Origin of the sequence: Sphingomonas sp., assembly GCF_019746015.1 — a bacterium.
Taxonomy (GTDB): Bacteria; Pseudomonadota; Alphaproteobacteria; order Sphingomonadales; family Sphingomonadaceae; genus Sphingomonas.
In genome coordinates this window covers 1-19,453 of sequence record NZ_JAIESM010000038.1, presented here as the reverse complement: position 1 = coordinate 19,453, position 19,453 = coordinate 1, and the positions used below count along the sequence as shown (strand labels likewise).

Here is a 19,453-nt window from a genome sequence, read left to right as displayed (position 1 = left end):
TTCCGCCGCTCGTGCCGCGAGGGGATTTGCGGTTCCTGCTCGATGAACATCGACGGCAAGAACGGCCTCGCCTGCACCACCGCGATCGAGGACATCAAGGGCGATATCCGCATCACGCCCTTGCCGCACATGGACGTGATCAAGGACCTGGTCCCCGATTTCACGCATTTCTATGCGCAATATGCGTCGATCAAGCCGTGGCTGCAGACGGTCACGCCGCCGCCCGCCGGCAAGGAGCGGCTGCAGACGCCGGAGGATCGCGCCAAGCTCGACGGGCTTTACGAGTGCATCCTGTGCGCCTGCTGCTCGACCAGCTGCCCCAGCTATTGGTGGAATTCGGACAAGTTCCTGGGCCCGGCGATCCTGCTCCAGGCCTATCGCTGGCTGGCCGACAGCCGCGACGAGATGACCGGCGAGCGGCTGGACGAGCTGGAAGATCCGTTCCGCCTCTATCGCTGCCACACCATCATGAACTGCGCGAATGTCTGCCCCAAGGGCCTCAATCCCGCCAAGGCGATCGCCGAGATCAAGAAGATGGAAGTCGAGCGCGCGCTGTAAGTTGGCCGGACCGTTCACCTATTCCGAGGCGCCCGGTCATCCCGGCTGGATGACGTGGGAACTGGCCGATACGACGCGGTTCAACGCGCAGTTCGGGCCGTTCCTGATCAAGGTGGAAGACGGCATCGCGCGCGTGCGGATGACGCCGCAGCATGTGCACAGCAACCTGTCGGGCGCGGTGCATGGCGGCGCCCTGCTGGGCTTTGCCGACATGGCGCTGTTCGCCGCCGCGCGCGGGTTCGGCGTGATCGAGGCGGGTACGGCGGTAACGCTCGACCTGTCGTCACAGTTCATCGGCCGCGCCGAAACCGGCCGCCCCATCGAGGCGCGGGTGGAATTGCTGCGCGAGACCGGGCGGCTGCTGTTCCTGCGCGGGCTGATCGTGCAGCCCGGCGCGGACGGCGAGGAGATGGTGATGTCGTTCGCCGCGACCATCCGAAAGCCCGGCGCGCGATGACCTTCGTGCTCGACCGTTACCAGGCGCTGGTGTCGGGCGGTGAGTTGCGCCCCGACGCCGATCAGGCCGCCGCCGCGCTGCAGCTGGCAGCACTTGCGACCGAGCTGGAAGCAACGCCCAAGCGCGGCTCGGTGCTGTGGCGGGCGCTGGGCCGGCTGCCCGAGCCGCCGCGCGGCGCCTATCTGTGGGGCGGGGTGGGGCGTGGCAAGTCCATGCTGATGGACCTGTTCTTTTCGTGCGTCGATATCCGCCGCAAGCGCCGCGTCCATTTCCACGAATTCATGCTCGAAGTGCATCAGCGCATTGCCGAGGAGCGCAGGAAAGAGGCCGGCGACCCGATCGTGCCGGTCGCGGAGGCCATGGTCGGCGAGCACCGGCTGCTGGCGTTCGACGAGATGGTCGTCAACAATTCGGCCGATGCGATGATCCTGTCGCGGCTGTTCACCGCGATGTGGGCGCGCGGGCTGACGGTGGTTGCCACCTCCAACCGGCCGCCGCGCGACCTGTACAAGGACGGGCTGAACCGCGAGCATTTCCTGCCCTTCATCGCGCTGATCGAGCAGCGCTGCACGGTCATTTCGCTGAACGGGCCGACCGATTACCGGCGCGACCGGATCGGCGACATGGCGCTGTGGCAGGTGCCCAACGGCCCCGCCGCGACACAGGCGCTGTCGGCCGCGTTCTTCCGCATGACCGATTTCCCGCCCGAGGACCGCGCGCATGTGCCGTCCGAAGAGCTGAAACTGCCCGGCGCGCGCGTGCTGCAGGTGCCCAAAAGCCTGAAAGGGGTGGCGGTGTTCAGCTTCAGGAAGCTATGCGCAGAGGCGCGCGGGGCGGCCGATTATCTGGCCATCGCGCGGCGGTTCCACACCGTGTTCCTGGTCGGCATTCCGCGGCTGGGGCCGGAGAACCGCAACGAGGCGGCGCGCTTCGTCACGCTGGTCGATGCGCTTTACGAGCATAATGTGAAGCTGATCGCCGCCGCCGATGCGGCGCCCGAGGAGCTTTACGTCGCCGGCGACGGCGCGTTCGAATTTGACCGCACCGTCAGCCGCCTGCGCGAAATGCAATCGGCCGATTATCTTGCCCGGGGCCACGGATACGCTAGCCTCTAGCCAAACAGGAGGGATTGCCATGACCAAAACGATGCTGCTCGCCGCGAGCGCGCTGATTGCCGTGCCCGCAATGGCGGCGCCGGCCGAAACCGGTGGGCCGACCATGTCGGCGGCTGACAGCGCCGCAACGCGCACCATGTTCGAGACGATCATCAACATCCCGACCGTGCTGGGGCGCACCAAGGTGCCGGAGATGGCCAATTACCTGGCGAGCGAATTCCGCAAGGCCGGCTTTGCCGAGGCCGATATCCGCGTGCTGCCCTATGACACGACCAATGCCGACGGCACCCAGAAGGACAAGACCGCTGCGCTGATGGTGCGCTGGCCGGCGGCCGGCAAGGCGACCAAGGCGCCGATCATGCTGCTGGGCCATATGGACGTGGTCGAGGCCAAGCGCGAGGATTCGACCACCGACCCGTTCGTGCTGACCGAGCGCGACGGCTATTATTATGGGCGCGGAACGATTGACATGAAGGCCGGCATCACCGGCATCGCCCGCGCGCTGATCCAGCTCAAGGCGGCCGGCTTCAAGCCCAAGCGCGACATCGTCGTGTTCTTCACCGGCGACGAGGAAACCAACGGCATCGGCGCCGAAAAGGGCGCGACCGAATGGCGCGCGCTGATGGGCAATCCCGAGCTGGGCCTGAACGCGGACGGCGGCGGCATCGGCTTCACCCCCGACGACAAGCCGATGGCCGCGACGATGCAGACCGCGGAAAAGACCTTTGCCGGCTATACCTTCACCGTCACCAATCGCGGTGGCCATTCGTCGAAGCCGCGCAAGGACAATGCCATCTACGAACTGGCGCACGCGCTGGAACGGCTGGAGGCCTATCGCTTCACCCCGATGCAGAACGATACGACGCGCGCCTATTTTTCGGAGCGGGCCAAGTCTGCCTCGCCGGCGCTGGCCGAGGCGATCGGGCGCTGGCTGAAAAACCCCGATGACGGCGCCGCCGCCGACGCGATCGAGGCGGACGAGAGCGAAACCGGCCTCACCCGCACGCGCTGCGTGGCGACGCGGCTGTTCGGCGGCCATGCCGACAATGCGCTGCCGCAGTTGGCCACCGCGATGGTCAATTGCCGCATCTTCCCGGGCATCGATCCCAACGCCATCCAGGCCGAGCTGCAGCAGATTGCCGGGCCGGGCGTAAAGGTGACGCGCAACGACGATTATGTCGCCTCGCTCGCCAGCCCGCTGCGCCCCGATGTGACGGCGGCCTTCACCAAGGCAGTGCGCACGCTGCATCCGGGCATGCCGATCACGCCCGAAATGTCGACCGGTGCCAGCGATGCGCGGCCGTTCCGCGTTGCCGGCATCCCGGTCTATGGCGCCGGCGGCGAATGGGTGCGCGTGCCGGTTGACCTGCGCGCGCACGGCAAGGACGAGCGGCTGCCGGTCAAATCGCTCGACGACAATGTGAAGCACTGGACGATCATGGTGCAGGAAATGGCCGGCAAGTAATGCGCGCGCCGGCGGGTGGCGTTGCCGCTGTCCGTCGGCACGTGACCGCCCTTAATGCAATCAATTCGCAATTGCATTAAGGGCAAAACTGGGGTTGCCCTTCGCGCGCAACCGGCCTAAGCCGCGCGGGTCTGAATTTCCCGTCGGGGCATTTCCCGCCCCATGTCCCATGCCCGGTACAGGAGGCGCTATTCCCATGGCTCGCAAGAAGATCGCGCTGATCGGCGCTGGCAATATCGGTGGCACGCTCGCGCATCTGGCCGCGCTGAAGGGGCTGGGCGACATCGTGCTGTTCGACGTGGTGGAAGGTGTGCCGCAGGGCAAGGCGCTCGACCTGTCGCAATGCGGCCCCGTCGAAGGGTTCGACGCGACGATCATTGGCTCCAACGACTATAAGGACATTGCCGGCGCCGACGTCATCATCGTGACGGCGGGTGTCGCCCGCAAGCCCGGCATGAGCCGCGACGACCTGCTCGGCATCAACCTCAAGGTGATGAAGGCGGTGGGCGAGGGGATTGCCACGCACGCCCCCGACGCGTTCGTCATCTGCATCACCAACCCGCTCGACGCGATGGTATGGGCGCTGCGCGAGTTTTCCGGCCTGCCGCACAACAAGGTGGTCGGCATGGCCGGCGTGCTGGATTCGTCGCGGTTCAGCCATTTCCTCGCCGATGAATTCAAGGTGTCGGTGAAGGACGTGACCAGCTTCGTGCTGGGCGGCCATGGCGACACCATGGTGCCGGTGGTGCAATATTCGACCGTGGCCGGCATTCCGGTGCCCGACCTGATCAAGATGGGCCGTTCGACGCAGGAGCGGATCGACGCGATCGTCGCCCGCACCCGCTCGGGCGGCGGCGAGATCGTCGCGCTGTTGAAGACGGGCTCGGCCTATTATGCGCCGGCGACCAGCGGCATCGCGATGGCGGAGGCCTATCTGTTCGACCAGAAGCGCCTGCTGCCCTGCGCGGTGCACCTGACCGGCCAGTACGGCGTCGACAATCTCTATGTCGGCGTGCCGTGCATCATCGGCAAGGACGGCGTGGAGCAGGTGGTCGAGATCGAACTGGACGACACGGCCAAGGCGAACTTCCAGGTCAGCGTCGACGCGGTGAAGGAGCTGCTGGTGGCATGCAAGGCGATTGACGGGAGTCTGAACTAGGCAAGGCTTGTGCTCCCGCGAAGGCGGGAGCCCAGTCTGTGTCGCCGCCTTCGCGGGGACGCAAGGGAGTAGCGCGAAACGGTGGAAAAAGCCGGCTACGTCTACATCATGGCGAGTGCCCGGAACGGTACGCTCTACATCGGTGTGACAAGCGATTTGGTGAAGCGAGCTTGGGAGCATCGCGAAGGTATCATCGAAGGCTTCACGAAGAAATACGCGTGCAAATTGCTGGTCTGGTATGAACCGCACGAGACGATCGAGGCTGCCAGGCGTCGCGAATTGCAGATGAAGAAATGGAATCGGCTATGGAAGCTGAGCGAGATTGAAAAGATGAACGCAGACTGGAACGATCTGTTCGAGTCCATAATTTAAGCCCCCTTGTGCTCCCGCGAAGGCGGGAGCCCAGTCTGGGTCCCCGCCTTCGCGGGGACACAAGGGCAAGGATGGAGATTGAATGAGCATTCTCGTCAACAAGCATACCAAGGTCATCACGCAGGGGATGACCGGGGAGACCGGCAGCTTCCACACCCAGGCGGCGCTCGATTACGGCACGCAGATGGTGGGCGGCGTCACGCCGGGGAAGGGCGGCACCGAGCATCTAGGGCTGCCGGTGTTCAACACGGTGGCAGAGGCCGTCGCCAAGACCGGCGCGACCGCGAGCGTCATCTATGTGCCGCCGCCGTTTGCTGCCGATTCGATCCTGGAGGCGATCGACGCCGAAGTGCCGCTGATCGTGACGATCACCGAAGGCATTCCGGTGCTTGACATGGTCAAGGTCAAGCGCGCGCTGTCAGGCAGCAAGTCGCGGCTGATCGGGCCGAACTGCCCCGGCGTGCTGACCCCCAATGAATGCAAGATCGGCATCATGCCGGGCTCGATCTTCAAGGCCGGCTCGGTGGGCGTGGTGTCGCGCTCGGGCACGCTGACCTATGAAGCGGTGTTCCAGACCTCGAACGCCGGGCTCGGCCAGACGACGGCGGTCGGCATTGGCGGCGACCCGGTCAACGGCACCAATTTCATCGACGTGCTGGAGCTGTTCCTGGCGGACGACGCGACCCAGTCGATCATCATGATCGGCGAGATCGGCGGCTCCGCCGAGGAAGAGGCCGCGCAGTTCCTGAAGGATGAGGCCAAGCGCGGCCGCAAGAAGCCGATGGTCGGGTTCATCGCCGGGCGCACCGCGCCCCCGGGTCGCCGCATGGGCCATGCCGGCGCCATCGTCTCTGGCGGGCAGGGCGGCGCCGAAGACAAGATCGCCGCGATGGAAAGCGCGGGCATCCGCGTGTCGCCCAGCCCCAGCCTGCTGGGCGAAACGCTGGTTGAAGTGTTGAAGGGCTAAACCGCGCCGTCGCCGGCGCGAGAGTAGAAAGGTTGAGTGCCATGGGCGCTGAAGGTCTGGATTTCGCCGATATCGCCGCCGGCGTGAGCCCGGGCTATGTCGAGGCGCTCTATGCGCGCTATCGTCAGGCCCCGGGCAGCGTGGATGCGGCGTGGCAGGCCTTTTTCGACGGGCTGGAGGCTGCGCAAGGCCCCAGCTGGGCGCGCCCCGCCTGGCCGCTGGCCGACACCGATGAGCGCACCGCCGCGCTCGACCCGACGCAGATGGCGCCCGCGCCCAAGGCCGAACGCGGCGCCAAACCCGCACCCGCGCCGGCGGCGGCCGGGGTGGATGTGGCCCGGGCGGCCGATGATTCGATCCGCGCGATGATGCTGATCCGCACCTATCGCGTGCGCGGGCATCTGGCCGCCAATCTCGATCCGCTGGGGCTGACCAAGCAGGAACTGCCCGCCGACCTGACGCCGGAATATCACGGCTTTTCGGGCGCCGATCTGGACCGGCCCGTTTATCTGGGCGGCGCGCTGGGGCTGCAGACGGCGACGGTGCGCGAGCTGGTCGATATTTTGCGCGCCAATTACTGCGGCAATGTCGGCCTGGAATATATGCACATCGCCGATGTCGAGGAGCGCCGCTTCCTGCAGGAGCGGATGGAGGGGCGCGACAAGGCCATCCAGTTCACGCCCGAAGGCAAGAAGGCGATCCTGAACAAGGTGATCGAAGCCGAGCAGTGGGAGCGGTTTCTGGGCCGCAAATATGTCGGCACCAAGCGCTTCGGCCTTGACGGCGGCGAGGCGATGATCCCGGCGATGGAAGCGATCATCAAATATGGCGGCCAGTTCGGCGTGCGCGAAATCGTCTATGGCATGGCGCATCGCGGGCGGCTGAACATGCTCGCCAATGTGATGGCCAAGCCGTTCCGCATCATCTTCCACGAATTTGGCGGCGGATCGCAGAATCCGGAAGATGTCGGCGGCTCGGGCGATGTGAAATATCACCTGGGCACCAGCACCGACCGCGAGTTTGACGGGATCAGCGTGCACATGTCGCTGGTGGCCAACCCCTCGCACCTTGAAGCCGCCGATCCGGTGGTGCTGGGCAAGACGCGCGCGATCCAGACGATTGCCGACGATCTGGAAACGCACAGCGCGTCGCTGCCCGTGCTGATCCATGGCGACGCGGCCTTTGCGGGGCAGGGGATCGTCTGGGAGTGCCTGGGTTTTTCGGGCATTCGCGGCTATAATACCGGCGGCTGCATCCACTTCGTCATCAACAACCAGATCGGCTTCACCACCAGCCCGCAATTCGCGCGCTCCTCGCCCTATCCGAGCGACGTCGCCAAGGGCGTGCAGGCGCCGATCTTCCATGTGAACGGCGACGATCCCGAGGCAGTGACCTTTGCCTGCAAGATGGCGATCGAGTTCCGCCAGCGCTTCCACCGCGACATCGTGATCGACATGTGGTGCTATCGCCGCTTCGGCCATAACGAGGGCGACGAGCCGAGCTTCACCCAGCCGCTGATGTATGAGCGCATCCGCAAGCACCCGCCGGTGAGCGAGGTCTATGGCGCCAAGCTGATCGCGCAAGGCGTGGTGGACCAGGGCTGGATCGACGGCGCCGCCAGCCAGTTCGTCACCCTGCTGGAAGGCGAGTTCGAGGCGGGGCAAAGCTATAAGCCCAACAAGGCGGACTGGTTCGCCGGCCGCTGGTCGGGCCTGCACGCGCCCGCCGACCCCGAAAATGCCCGCCGCAACATCGAAACCGGGGTGGACCGCAAGCTGTTCGACGCGATCGGCCGCACGCTGACCACGGTTCCCGACAGCATCCGCATCCACAAGACGCTCGCCCGCGTGATCGACGCCAAGCGCGCGATGTTCACCAGCGGCGAGGGGTTCGACTGGGCAACCGGTGAGGCGCTGGCGTTCGGCACGCTGCTGTCCGAAGGCTATGGTGTGCGCCTGTCGGGCCAGGATTCGGGGCGCGGCACCTTCAGCCAGCGCCACGCGGTGTGGGTGGACCAGACCGACGAGCACAAGTTCATTCCGCTCGCCACGCTGGAACATGGCAGTTTCGAAGTGCTCGATTCGCCGCTCTCCGAATATGGCGTGCTGGGCTTTGAATATGGCTATGCGCTTGCCGACCCCAAGACGCTGGTGCTGTGGGAGGCGCAGTTCGGCGACTTCATGAACGGCGCGCAGATCATGATCGACCAGTTCATTGCCGCCGGTGAGGCGAAGTGGCTGCGCGCCAACGGCCTCGTCATGCTGCTGCCGCATGGTTATGAGGGGCAGGGGCCGGAGCATAGCTCGGCGCGGCCCGAACGCTTCCTGCAGCTGTGCGCGCAGGACAATATGCAGGTCGCCAACTGCACCACGCCCGCCAATTATTTCCACCTGCTGCGCCGCCAGATGCACCGGCCGTTCCGCAAGCCGCTGGTGGTGTTCACGCCCAAGTCACTGCTGCGGCACAAGCTGGCGGTGTCAAAGGCGGAGGATTTTCTGGGCGAAAGCCACTTCATGCGCATCCTGTCGGACCCATGGGCGCCGGCCGATGCGGAGGTGAAGCGGCTGGTGCTGTGCAGCGGCAAGGTCGCCTATGATCTGATGGAAGCGCGCAATGCGGCGGGCGACCAGAACACCGCGATCGTGCGGATCGAGCAGCTTTACCCCTTCCCCGGCGAGCCGCTGGTCAAGCGGTTGCAGCGGATGTCCAACCTTGAAGAAGTGGTGTGGGCGCAGGAAGAGCCGAAGAACAACGGCTATTGGTTCTTCGTCGAGCCGCTGATCGAGGAATGTCTGGCCGAGGCGGGCGTGCGGCCCGGCCGCGCGCGCTATGCCGGCCGCGCGGCGGCGGCCTCCCCGGCGACCGGCCTCGCCAAGCGCCACCAGATCGAACAGGGCGCGCTGGTGGCCGAGGCGCTGGGCCATAATGTGCGCGAAGAAATCCGGCGCACGCGGAAGAGTTGAGTACCCTTCTCGCTTCCCCGGCGAATGCCGGGGCCCAGTCGAGCAGGTAGGCGAAAGAACATGCAGCGGCCGATCATCGACGTTGCGACACTGGACCCCGGCCTTCGCCGGGGAAGAGGAACGACCATATGGCAACCGAAGTCAAAGTGCCCGTGCTGGGCGAATCGATCACCGAGGCGACGCTGGGCGAATGGCTGAAGCAGCCGGGCGAGGCGGTGGCCGCCGACGAGCCGGTGGCGAGTCTGGAGACCGACAAGGTCTCGGTCGAGGTGCCGGCGCCGGTCGCCGGCGTGATGGGCGCGCACGCGGTGAAAGTGGGCGACACGGTGCAGGTCGGCGCGATGATCGCCACGATCGAGGCGGGCGGTGCCGCTGCATCCGCCCCCGCCGCCGCCGCGACGCCGGAGCCCGCACGCTCGGTCACCGCGCTGGCGGCAGAGGCCGCACCGGCCGCGCTGTCGCCCTCGGTGCGCCGCGCGGTGCTGGAAACCGGGGTTGACCCCTCCACCATTCAGGGCACCGGCAAGGATGGCCGGCTGACCAAGGAAGACGTGCTCGCGGCTGCTCAGGCGCCCGCACCCGCGCCGGCCCCTGCGCCCGCCCCGGTTGCGGTACCGGCCGCCCCGGCGCCCGCCGGCGCCCGGCGCGAAGAACGCGTGAAGATGACGCGGCTGCGCCAGACGATCGCGCGCCGCCTGAAGGAAGCGCAGAACAGCGCGGCGATGCTGACCACCTTCAACGATGTCGACATGTCGGCGGTGATCGAGGCGCGCAACAAGTACAAGGATTTGTTCGAAAAGAAGCACGGCGTCCGCCTGGGCTTCATGGGCTTTTTCGTGAAGGCGGCGTGTCTGGCGCTGAAGGACGTGCCCGCCGTCAACGGCTCGATCGAGGGCGACGAGATCGTCTATCATGACTATGCCGACATCTCGGTCGCGGTCTCCGGCCCCAGCGGGCTGGTGGTGCCGGTGGTGCGCGATGCCGACCAGCTGTCGGTCGCGGCGATCGAGCGCACGATCGGCGATTTCGGCAAGCGCGCGAAAGACGGCACGCTGACGATGGACGACATGAAGGGCGGCACCTTCACCATCTCCAATGGCGGGGTGTTCGGCAGCCTGATGTCCACGCCGATCATCAACCCGCCGCAATCGGCGGTGCTGGGCCTGCACCGCATCGAAGACCGGCCGGTGGTGCGCGACGGGCAGGTGGTGGTCCGCCCGATGATGTATCTGGCGCTGAGCTATGACCACCGCCTGATCGACGGGCGCGAGGCGGTGACGTTCCTGGTCGCGCTGAAGAACGCGGTCGAAGACCCGACCCGGCTGCTGATCGATTTGTGAGCGCCGCTGCCCGCCTTGTTGCGCTGATCACGCTTGCCGCTGCACCGCTCGCGCCGGCGGTGGCGCAGGGTGCTGAGCCTCGCGTTCGCAATGGCGATTTCGAGAGGTGGCAGGCGGGCCGGCCGGCGATTTGGCGTTATGACGTCGGCGTGCCGGCGGCTGGTGACGCCAAGGGCATCATGGTTGACGCTAAGGTGCGGCATGGCGGCCGTTATGCCGCGCGGGTGCGCTTTGCCGAAGCGATGAGCTACGCCGGCGTCATTCAGGAAATCGACGTCGTGGCGCTGCGCGGGCGGACAATCAGCCTGTCCGGCTATGTGCGTCGCGCGAATCCGAAATCGACCGTTGGTGTGTGGATGCTGCTGGCCGATGAAAACGGCAAGCGGCTCGACTATGTCAACTCGTACAAGATGCCGCTGGCGAAGGCAGGGGACTGGGGCCGTTATGAAACGCGCCTGGCCTTGCCGGCAAACGCGGCGCGGCTGAAATTTGGCGCGGCCGTGTTCGATGCGGACGGCACCGCATGGATTGATGATATCGCATTGAGCGTTGTGCCCGCCGCGCCTGCGGCGCCGGGCCGGGCAGAGGAACTGAGCAAATGACCGACTATGACTTCGACGTCCTCGTGATCGGTGCCGGCCCCGGCGGTTATGTGGCGGCCATCCGGGCGGCGCAGCTGGGGCTCAAGACGGCGTGCGCGGAAAGCCGCGAGACGCTGGGCGGCACCTGCCTCAATGTCGGGTGCATCCCGTCCAAGGCGATGCTGCACGCCAGTGAATTCTACAGCCAGGCGGCGAGCGGCGCGCTCGCCAAGATGGGGGTGAAGACGCAAGGGCTGAGCCTCGACCTCGACGCGATGCACGACCAGCGCCGCGATGCAGTGAAGCAGCTGACCGGCGGCATCGAATTCCTGTTCAAGAAGAACAAGGTCACCTGGCTGAAAGGGCAGGCGAGCTTCACCGGGGCGGACACGGTGACGGTGGCGGGGCAGAGCTATCGCGCGAAGAATATCGTCATCGCCACCGGCTCCAGCGTTACCCCGCTGCCCGGCGTGACGGTGGACCAGAAGGTGGTGGTCGATTCGACCGGCGCGCTCGAACTGCCGGCGGTGCCCGGGCATCTGGTGGTGATCGGCGGCGGCGTGATCGGGCTGGAGCTGGGCAGCGTGTGGGGCCGGCTGGGCGCCAAGGTGACCGCGATCGAATTTCTCGACCAGATCCTGCCTGGCTTCGACGGCGAAGTGCGCAAGGAAGCGAACAAGATCTTCAAGAAGCAGGGCTTCACCTTCAAGCTGTCAAGCAAGGTGACGGGTGTCGAGGTGAAGGATGGCAAGGCCATCGTCACCGTCGAACCCGCCGCCGGTGGTGCTGCGGAAACGATCGAGGCGGACACGGTGCTCGTCTCGATCGGGCGCCGGCCCAATACCGACGGGCTGGCGCTGGCGGCGGCGGGCCTGGCCACCAATGCGCGCGGGCAGATCGAGATCGACCATCATTTCCGCACCGCCGTGCCGGGCATCTGGGCGATTGGCGACGTGGTGCCGGGGCCGATGCTGGCGCACAAGGCCGAGGATGAAGGCGTGGCGGTGGCGGAAAACATCGCCGGCCATACCGGCATCGTCAACCACGCGGTGATCCCCAACGTCGTCTATACCTGGCCCGAAATCGCCGGCGTCGGCCTGACCGAGGAAGCGGCGAAGGAACGCGGGGCCGTGAAGGTCGGCAAGTTCCCGATGCTCGCCAACAGCCGCGCCAAGACCAACCACGAGCCAGACGGCTTCGTGAAGGTGATTGCCGACGCGCAGACCGACCGGGTGGTGGGCGTGTGGATGATCGCCAGCGTCGCCGGCAGCATGATCGCCCAGGCCGCGCAGGCAATGGAATTCGGCGCGACGTCGGAAGACATTGCCTATACCTGCCACGCCCACCCGACCCATGCCGAGGCGTTCAAGGAAGCGGCGATGGCGGTGGCGGGCAAGCCCATCCATATCTGAGCGCCGCGGGGCGATGCCTGATCCCGGTCTGCCGCCGCCCAGCCGCCTGTTGTTCGCGGCTGAAGTGCCGCGCGGGGCATGGGCGCTGGGCACGCTGTTGCTGCGCGGCACCCCGCGCGACGGGCCGCCGGGCGATGGCCGGCCGGTGCTGCTGCTGCCCGGGCTGATGATCGGCGACCGCGCGCTGGTGCCGATGCAGCGCTATCTGCGCCGGCTGGGCTATGCGGCGGACAGCTGGGGGCTGGGGCGCAATCGGGGCGTGCGCACGGTGGGCGAAGACAATGAGCGGGTGCACGCGCTGATCGAGCGCCGCGCCGCCGCAGAGGGGCCGGTGACGCTGGTCGGCGTGTCGCTGGGCGGCATCATGGCGCGGCTGGCGGCGCACCGGCTGGGGCCGGCAAAGGTGCGGCAGGTGATCACGCTCGCCTCTCCCTATGCGGCGGGGCCGCGCGCCACCAATGTCTGGCGCGCCTATCAATGGGCGAGCGGCGAGCGGATCGACGATCCCCGCCTGGTGGCGCGGCTGGCCGAGCTTGCCCGCCCGCTGCCGGTGCCGGCAAGCGCGATCTGGAGCCGCACCGACGGCCTGGTGAGCGGCCATGCCTGCCATGTGCCCGGCGAGCCGGGCCTGCGCGCCATCGAGATTGGCGGCAGCCATCTGGGCGTGCATTTCCGCGCAAGCGTGCTGCGCGCGGTGGCGGACGAACTGGCGCGGGGATGATGGGGCGGGGTGGCCGCGCCCTACCAATAGCGGCGAGAGCGCCTAATAGCTCAATAAGAGTGGTACGAGCGTATAGCCTATGGCGGGGTTATTCGCGCCGTCGCGTGCCGGGGTGAACCGGCCGCGGTCCATCAGCTCGGCGCAAGCGACGGCCAAGGCCTCCCGGTTGGTGCTCGGGTCATGAGGGCGGCAGGCAGTCGCTCGCCCCTCTGGCGAGACGGTCACCAGCATCGTCACGCGCAGCCGGCCGGACGACGTAAACCCTTGATAACGGCGTCTGTCGAACCAGCCGCTTGTATCGCCCAACGGCTTGGGCCTGATGCTGGACCCGGCACGGATCGCAGGGTCGATGCCCAACTGCTCTATCGACGCGGCCAAGCATTGATCGAGCATTGGTCTTGATCTGGCGACATCGTCGATACGAAACGCGAGCGATGGGCCACCCAATCGTGCTACATTCAGCGTCTCGCCGGCCGCCATCGCGTCCAGTAACGTTTCGCTGAATAAACCATATCCAAAGTTGGTGGTCTTCGCTTTTGGCGAGGATCGGGACGCTTCATCACCGAGGAGAGGGAAGCTGGTGGCGCCAGCGGGTCCGGTGACGGTGAGCATCGTTATCGGCCGATCGCCTGGAAGCTGTCGTTCATAATTATTGTTGACGATCAGGCTCGCGCTTAGTGCGTCTGGACTGAGCATCACCAAGACATGATCTGTACCCCCGCGATCGGTACCTCCGCTATAGGTTCGTTCGAGTCTGCAAGCCGACGGATCGACGCGCCACGGCCCGTCGCCGGAGAGTATCGGCGTATCGGCGGCGAGCATGAACGAGGCGAACATTATTGGCATGATCTATCCCCTATGACGACTAAGCTGGTTTACGCCTGCAGTATTCGCAACTATTTTATGATCGGACCGATAGGAGGCGCCAGTGCTGCCGTTGCTGCTCGCTGTTCAAGCTGCCGAAATGTCTTCGCCGCAGGAACCGCGCATGAGCGGGCCGGTGCTGACCGATGCGCAAGGCTGCACGGTCCATGGGCTGGGCGACGCGGTCACCGTCTGTGCCAGACGCGATCGCAGCCAGGCGTATCGGCTGGCTGCGCTAAGCGAGCGCTACACGCGCCAAGACGGGTTGCCGCGCGCGGCGACGACGCTCGGGCCGGTGCAGGTGAGCGCCGATGCGACGAGCGCCCAGATCGGGCCGGGCGCCGTCAGCCAGCGTGCGATGGTGACCTTTCGGTTGCCATTTTAGACCGCGCCGCGCGCTTTCGGGTGCGCCGTGCACCGGCTGCCGTCTGGCCGGTCCGCTAGTCGTTTACGTCCCAGACGGTGACCGGCAGTGCATAGAAGCCCTCGGTCGGGTTGCCTTGGGCATCCAGCGCCGGCCTGAATCGCCCATTCGTGACGAACAGCACGCACGACAGCCGGTCGAACGCGGGCTCGCCACTGGGCACGGCGACGCGGCATTCGCGCACGCGCCCGCTTGGCGCGACCGTGGCGACCAGTTCGTTGCGAAATGCTCCCCAAGGAAGCGGGTCATAGGTGAACCAATTGGCCAGCTTGCCATCGGCAACGGGCGGCCGGGCCACCTGCGCACGCTGGAGTGCGGGCACGCCAACCCGGGACAACAGCCTGTCCTGACATTCGTTCAGCGCGGCCCGCGCCGCTGCCCCGTTGCCAACCGTCAGCCGGACGGTGCCGCCGTTGCTCAGCTCGACAATCACCGCGCCGGCAGTGTCGAGCTGCGCCAGCTCCGCTTCCGGCATGCGGCCCGACACGGCCCGTCGCAGGCTGCCCATGCGGCTTTGCGTTGGGGCAAATGTTCGGGGCTCAATGAATGCGGGGCCGTCGCGGCGCACGGTGATACCGGCAGCGCGATAGGGGTTGGGCTCGGACGGATCGTTCAGGGCCGTCAGCCGCGTCATGCCCTGCTCGTCCGCGCGGGGCACAAAGGTGACCGCGGTGATCCTCGCTCTCCGGCTATTCCATCCCCCCAGTTCCAGCCCGAACCGGACCCCGGGCGCAAAGCTCAGCAGCTGGATGGAGAACACGGCACTGTTGTCGCCATCAGTAAAGCGGCGGGAGAGCATGCAACCCTCCACCTGTTCGCGCAGCTGCCATCGTCCTGACTGTTCCAGATCCGTAACAGGAGCAGCAGTGATGCTTGCAGCGATAAGAGCAGCGAACATTTCAACCTCCCAGCTGATACCGTGATCAACGGAAACCACTTGCTGGCATAGTATTCAGACTCAAGGATTTGGGCAATGGTCTTGTTCGAAAGCGGCGCTGAAAAGATGATTGCGCGCCCGGCCAACTAACGCTTGCGCCGCAGCCGGCCGATCACCAGTTCATCGACTTCCAGCTGGCGGATTCGGGCGCGGCCGATGCTCAGCCGGCCGATTGCAAAGGCGCCAATCGCAACGGCGCCAAGTGCCACCGCGCCCAGCGCCAGCGCACCGGCCGCTGTGGCGCCCACTGCCAGGGCACCGCCAGCCCCCAGCCCCAGGGCCCGCATTCCCGCGCCGCGCTTCACCGGCGGTGGCGGTGCCCCGTCGGTCAGCGGGGGCAGGATTTCGGCTTTGGGTTCAACCGGTGTCATTGTCGACGAGTATAGCATGCCGCGCCAGCGCGCGCGAGCATCTGGCGCAGCATAGGTGCGCCCCCTATTTCGGCGGACAAGCCCACTCCGCCGCTTGCACAAATCGAACAAATATGGAACGAACACCCTTATGCTGACCCACATTTCGGTTCGCGGCGCCCGCGAGCATAATCTGAAGGGCGTCGACGTGGATATTCCGCGCGACACGCTGACGGTGATCACCGGCCTGTCGGGCAGCGGCAAATCGAGTCTCGCGTTCGACACCATCTATGCCGAGGGGCAGCGCCGCTATGTCGAATCGCTGTCTGCCTATGCGCGCCAGTTTCTGGAGATGATGCAGAAGCCCGATGTCGACCATATCGAGGGCTTGTCGCCCGCGATCAGCATCGAGCAGAAGACCACCAGCCGCAACCCGCGTTCCACCGTCGCCACCGTTACCGAAATCTATGACTATATGCGCCTGCTGTGGGCGCGGGTGGGGGTGCCCTATTCGCCGGCCACCGGCCTGCCGATCGCGGCGCAGACGGTCAGCCAGATGGTCGACCGGGTGATGGCGCTGCCGGCGGGCACGCGTGCGCTGCTGCTGGCGCCGGTGGTGCGCGGGCGCAAGGGCGAGTTCAAGAAGGACATGGCCGAGTGGCAGCGGCAGGGCTTCACCCGCGTGCGCATCGACGGCACCGTGCATGACATCGACGAAGCGCCCGCGCTCGACAAGAAATACAAGCATGATGTCGAAGTGGTGGTGGACCGGGTGGTGGTGGGGCCGGACATTGCCGGCCGGCTGGCCGACAGTTTCGAAACCGCGCTGAAGCTGGCCGAGGGGCTGGCCTATGTCGATCTGGTCGACGGCGTGGTGCCGGGGCGCGAGGGTGAGGCGGAGGATGGCGGCGCGATGAAGGGTGCCGGCATTCCGCCCAACCGCATCATCTTTTCGGAAAAATTCGCCTGCCCCGTCTCCGGCTTCACCATTGCCGAGATCGAGCCGCGCCTGTTCAGCTTCAACGCGCCGCAGGGCGCCTGCCCGGCCTGTGACGGCCTGGGCGAAAAGCTGCTGTTCGATGAGGAGCTGGTCGTCCCCAACCACGCGCTCAGCCTGAAAAAGGGGGCAATCGTGCCCTGGGCCAAATCCAACCCGCCCAGCCCCTATTACATGCAGGTGCTGGGCAGCCTGGCGCGCGAGTTCGGCTTTTCGCTCGACACCCCCTGGGCCGATCTGCCCGGCGAGGTGAAGCTGGTCATCCTGCACGGCACCGGCGGCAAGCCGGTGACGCTGACCTTCGTCGACGGGCGCAAAAGCTATGACGTGAAAAAGCCGTTCGAGGGCGTGATCGGCAATCTCAACCGCCGCATGCTGCAGACCGAAAGCGCGTGGATGCGCGAGGAGCTGAGCAAATATCAGGCGGCGCATCCGTGCGAGACGTGCGGCGGCGCGCGGCTGAAGCCGGAAGCGCTGGCGGTGAAGGTGGCGGGCCGCGACATTGCCAGCATCACCCGGCTGTCGGTGGTCGACGCGCTGGCCTGGTTTGCCGGCGTGCCGGCGACGCTGGGCGCGCAGCAGGCGGAGATTGCGCGTGCCATCCTGAAGGAAATCGACGAGCGGCTGGGCTTTCTCAACAATGTCGGGCTCGATTATCTGAACCTTGACCGCACCAGCGGCACACTGTCCGGCGGGGAGAGCCAGCGCATCCGGCTCGCCAGCCAGATCGGCAGCGGCCTGTCCGGCGTGCTCTATGTGCTCGATGAACCCTCGATCGGGCTGCACCAGCGCGACAATGACATGCTGCTCGCCACGCTCAGGCGGCTGCGCGACCTGGGCAACACCGTGCTGGTGGTGGAGCATGATGAGGATGCGATCCGCTCCGCCGACTATATTCTCGACATGGGGCCTGGCGCCGGCGTGCATGGCGGCGAGGTGGTGGCGCGCGGCACGCTGAGCGAAATTCTGGCGGCCAAGGGCAGCGTGACCGCCGATTATCTGAACGGCACCCGCAGCATCGCGGTGCCGGCCAGGCGGCGCAAGGGCAATGGCAAGAAGCTCACTGTCCACAACGCCACCGCCAACAATCTGAAAGGGGTGACGGCGTCGGTGCCGCTGGGCACCTTCACCTGCATCACCGGGGTGTCGGGCAGCGGCAAGTCGAGCTTCACCATCGACACCCTCTATGCCGCTGCCGCGCGCGCGCTGAACGGGGCGCGGCTGGTCGCCGGGCGGCACGACAGGCTGACGGGTCTCGAGCATCTCGACAAGGTGATCGACATCGACCAGTCGCCCATCGGCCGCACCCCGCGATCGAACCCGGCGACCTATACCGGCGCCTTCACCGCGATCCGCGACTGGTTCGCCGGGCTGCCCGAGGCGCAGGCGCGGGGCTACAAGCCCGGTCGCTTCAGCTTCAACGTGAAGGGCGGCCGGTGCGAGGCATGCCAGGGCGACGGCGTGCTGAAGATCGAGATGCACTTCCTGCCCGACGTCTATGTGACGTGCGACGTGTGCCACGGCGCGCGCTACAACCGCGAAACGCTGGAGGTGAAGTTCAAGGGCCGCTCGATTGCCGATGTGCTCGACATGACGGTGGAAGACGCGGTCGGCTTCTTCAAGGCGGTGCCGCCGATCCGCGACAAGATGGCGATGCTGGCCGAAGTGGGGCTGGGCTATGTGAAGGTCGGCCAGCAGGCGACCACGCTGTCGGGCGGGGAGGCGCAGCGGGTGAAGCTGGCCAAGGAACTGGCGCGCCGCTCCACCGGGCAGACGCTCTACATCCTCGACGAACCGACCACGGGGCTGCATTTCGAGGATGTGAGGAAGCTGCTGGAAGTGCTCCACGCGCTCGTCGAACAGGGCAACAGTGTGGTGGTGATCGAGCATAATCTCGACGTCATCAAAACCGCCGACTGGGTGATCGACCTGGGGCCGGAAGGCGGCGTGAAGGGCGGCGAGATCGTCGCGGCCGGCACGCCCGAAGCAGTGGCCAAGGAACCGCGCAGCTACACGGGGCGGTATCTGGCGCCGATGTTGGGGCGGGAGGGTGCGACCACGAAGCGCGGCAAGGTTGCGGCCGAGTGAGTTACCGGCCCGAATTCGAAGCGGCGCTCAGGCTGCTCGCCCGGGCCAGCGACGCGATGGTGGCACTCGGCTTCGAACGCCCGGTGCTCGTCGGTGGCGGCGCGGTTGAGCTTTACTCGCAAAGCGCCATCAATACCGGTGATTTCGATCTGGTCACCGAGCGGCAGGCGGAGCTTGAAGATATCCTGCAAGCGCTTGGATTTGTCCGCCCTTCCGGCCCCGGTGTGGCGACAAGAGGCTGGATTCATCCAGGCTTGGCGCTGGGGTTTGAAATCGTATCTTCAACGCTGCTCGATGGTTTGGCCGATCGCGATCGGGTGCTGCTGATCGACGTGGATGACGACGGAGTCGCCGCGATCCTGTCGGTCGAGGATATGATTGCCGATCGCATGGGGCAGTTTGCCAGCGGGACCGCGCCCGAAATGCGCGAGCAGGCGAGCCGCTTGCTGACGCTTCACAGTGATTGCGACCGCGCCTATCTTGATCGGCGTATTCGTGAGGAGACCGGCAGTGACTATGGGCTCGACGCGCTCTAGGCGCATGACGCTGGCGGACTTGGCGGCCGATATTGCTCGTCGCCGCGCGGCAGCCGGGATCGAGGACCTTCCCCGTAACAGCGGCGTGCGGCGCACCGCGAGCAAGCGGGCCTTGCTGAAGGCAATCGACGACGCCGGCGGGAAGTG

At 66.3% G+C, this 19,453-nt stretch carries 18 protein-coding genes; 15 read left to right on the top strand and 3 right to left on the bottom strand.

Features of this window, described 5'->3' with window-relative positions:
- From K2Y03_RS06405 to K2Y03_RS06350, 12 genes are all read left to right on the top strand, one after another.
- On the top strand, positions 1–558 hold a 558-nt coding region (locus tag K2Y03_RS06405), incomplete at its 5' end, for a succinate dehydrogenase iron-sulfur subunit (RefSeq protein WP_294089300.1).
- Position 559: 1 nt separating this feature from the next.
- Entirely contained in the window at positions 560–1,015 is a 456-nt protein-coding gene (locus K2Y03_RS06400) for a PaaI family thioesterase (RefSeq protein ID WP_294089298.1), read from the top strand.
- On the top strand, positions 1,012–2,130 hold the full coding sequence (gene zapE / locus K2Y03_RS06395) for a cell division protein ZapE (RefSeq protein WP_294089297.1): 1,119 nt from the start codon (positions 1,012–1,014) through the stop codon (positions 2,128–2,130). The genes K2Y03_RS06400 and zapE overlap by 4 nt, the downstream gene beginning before the upstream one ends.
- Before the next feature lie 19 nt (positions 2,131–2,149).
- Complete coding sequence (locus K2Y03_RS06390; RefSeq protein ID WP_294089294.1) at positions 2,150–3,595, top strand: M20/M25/M40 family metallo-hydrolase; 1,446 nt, start codon at positions 2,150–2,152, stop codon at positions 3,593–3,595.
- A 196-nt stretch (positions 3,596–3,791) separates the two neighbouring features.
- Positions 3,792–4,754, top strand: a complete 963-nt coding sequence (gene mdh, locus K2Y03_RS06385; protein ID WP_294089293.1) for a malate dehydrogenase — start codon at positions 3,792–3,794, stop codon at positions 4,752–4,754.
- Between the two features lie 81 nt (positions 4,755–4,835).
- Complete coding sequence (locus K2Y03_RS06380) at positions 4,836–5,126, top strand: GIY-YIG nuclease family protein (RefSeq protein ID WP_294089291.1); 291 nt, start codon at positions 4,836–4,838, stop codon at positions 5,124–5,126.
- 82 nt (positions 5,127–5,208) lie between these two features.
- On the top strand, positions 5,209–6,093 hold the full coding sequence (gene sucD, locus K2Y03_RS06375) for a succinate--CoA ligase subunit alpha (RefSeq protein WP_294089288.1): 885 nt from the start codon (positions 5,209–5,211) through the stop codon (positions 6,091–6,093).
- Positions 6,094–6,134: 41 nt separating this feature from the next.
- Positions 6,135–9,056, top strand: coding sequence for a 2-oxoglutarate dehydrogenase E1 component (locus K2Y03_RS06370; protein ID WP_294089287.1), 2,922 nt, complete (start codon positions 6,135–6,137; stop codon positions 9,054–9,056).
- A 128-nt stretch (positions 9,057–9,184) separates the two neighbouring features.
- On the top strand, positions 9,185–10,396 hold the full coding sequence (gene odhB, locus K2Y03_RS06365; protein ID WP_294089286.1) for a 2-oxoglutarate dehydrogenase complex dihydrolipoyllysine-residue succinyltransferase: 1,212 nt from the start codon (positions 9,185–9,187) through the stop codon (positions 10,394–10,396).
- Between the two features lie 242 nt (positions 10,397–10,638).
- Positions 10,639–10,998, top strand: a complete 360-nt coding sequence (locus K2Y03_RS06360) for a hypothetical protein (RefSeq protein WP_294089284.1) — start codon at positions 10,639–10,641, stop codon at positions 10,996–10,998.
- Positions 10,995–12,389, top strand: a complete 1,395-nt coding sequence (gene lpdA / locus K2Y03_RS06355; RefSeq protein WP_294089283.1) for a dihydrolipoyl dehydrogenase — start codon at positions 10,995–10,997, stop codon at positions 12,387–12,389. Before K2Y03_RS06360 ends, lpdA begins: the two co-directional genes overlap by 4 nt.
- A 13-nt stretch (positions 12,390–12,402) precedes the next feature.
- Entirely contained in the window at positions 12,403–13,110 is a 708-nt protein-coding gene (locus K2Y03_RS06350) for an alpha/beta hydrolase (RefSeq protein WP_294089281.1), read from the top strand.
- Between the two features lie 42 nt (positions 13,111–13,152).
- Here the strand turns inward: K2Y03_RS06350 and K2Y03_RS06345 are convergent, their stop codons facing one another.
- Positions 13,153–13,947, bottom strand: a complete 795-nt coding sequence (locus K2Y03_RS06345) for a hypothetical protein (RefSeq protein ID WP_294089278.1) — start codon at positions 13,945–13,947, stop codon at positions 13,153–13,155.
- A 91-nt stretch (positions 13,948–14,038) separates the two neighbouring features.
- On the opposite strand from K2Y03_RS06345, the gene K2Y03_RS06340 reads away from it, so the two are divergent.
- A complete protein-coding gene (locus K2Y03_RS06340) occupies positions 14,039–14,359 on the top strand; it encodes a hypothetical protein (RefSeq protein ID WP_294089276.1) in 321 nt (106 codons plus the stop codon).
- A gap of 55 nt (positions 14,360–14,414) precedes the next feature.
- Here K2Y03_RS06340 and K2Y03_RS06335 read toward each other — a convergent pair whose 3' ends face one another.
- Complete coding sequence (locus tag K2Y03_RS06335) at positions 14,415–15,335, bottom strand: energy transducer TonB (protein ID WP_294089274.1); 921 nt, start codon at positions 15,333–15,335, stop codon at positions 14,415–14,417.
- A gap of 86 nt (positions 15,336–15,421) precedes the next feature.
- Entirely contained in the window at positions 15,422–15,706 is a 285-nt protein-coding gene (locus K2Y03_RS06330; protein WP_294089272.1) for a hypothetical protein, read from the bottom strand.
- A 130-nt stretch (positions 15,707–15,836) separates the two neighbouring features.
- On the opposite strand from K2Y03_RS06330, the gene uvrA reads away from it, so the two are divergent.
- Entirely contained in the window at positions 15,837–18,770 is a 2,934-nt protein-coding gene (gene uvrA / locus K2Y03_RS06325; protein WP_294089270.1) for an excinuclease ABC subunit UvrA, read from the top strand.
- Positions 18,767–19,306 carry a hypothetical protein gene (locus K2Y03_RS06320; RefSeq protein ID WP_294089268.1) on the top strand — a complete coding sequence of 180 codons (540 nt, stop codon included), beginning with the start codon at positions 18,767–18,769 and terminating at the stop codon, positions 19,304–19,306. Before uvrA ends, K2Y03_RS06320 begins: the two co-directional genes overlap by 4 nt.
- The last annotated feature ends 147 nt before the right edge of the window (positions 19,307–19,453 follow it).

Bases quoted from the DNA above. Each gene is read 5' to 3' on its own strand.
- K2Y03_RS06330 (WP_294089272.1), bottom strand. From the start codon at position 15,706: ATGACACCGGTTGAACCCAAAGCCGAAATCCTGCCCCCGCTGACCGAC.
- sucD (WP_294089288.1), top strand. From the start codon at position 5,209: ATGAGCATTCTCGTCAACAAGCATACCAAGGTCATCACGCAGGGGATG.
- lpdA (WP_294089283.1), top strand. From the start codon at position 10,995: ATGACCGACTATGACTTCGACGTCCTCGTGATCGGTGCCGGCCCCGGC.
- K2Y03_RS06370 (WP_294089287.1), top strand. From the start codon at position 6,135: ATGGGCGCTGAAGGTCTGGATTTCGCCGATATCGCCGCCGGCGTGAGC.
- mdh (WP_294089293.1), top strand. From the start codon at position 3,792: ATGGCTCGCAAGAAGATCGCGCTGATCGGCGCTGGCAATATCGGTGGC.
- K2Y03_RS06390 (WP_294089294.1), top strand. From the start codon at position 2,150: ATGACCAAAACGATGCTGCTCGCCGCGAGCGCGCTGATTGCCGTGCCC.
- odhB (WP_294089286.1), top strand. From the start codon at position 9,185: ATGGCAACCGAAGTCAAAGTGCCCGTGCTGGGCGAATCGATCACCGAG.
- zapE (WP_294089297.1), top strand. From the start codon at position 1,012: ATGACCTTCGTGCTCGACCGTTACCAGGCGCTGGTGTCGGGCGGTGAG.
- K2Y03_RS06345 (WP_294089278.1), bottom strand. From the start codon at position 13,947: ATGTTCGCCTCGTTCATGCTCGCCGCCGATACGCCGATACTCTCCGGC.
- K2Y03_RS06360 (WP_294089284.1), top strand. From the start codon at position 10,639: ATGAGCTACGCCGGCGTCATTCAGGAAATCGACGTCGTGGCGCTGCGC.
- K2Y03_RS06350 (WP_294089281.1), top strand. From the start codon at position 12,403: ATGCCTGATCCCGGTCTGCCGCCGCCCAGCCGCCTGTTGTTCGCGGCT.
- uvrA (WP_294089270.1), top strand. From the start codon at position 15,837: ATGCTGACCCACATTTCGGTTCGCGGCGCCCGCGAGCATAATCTGAAG.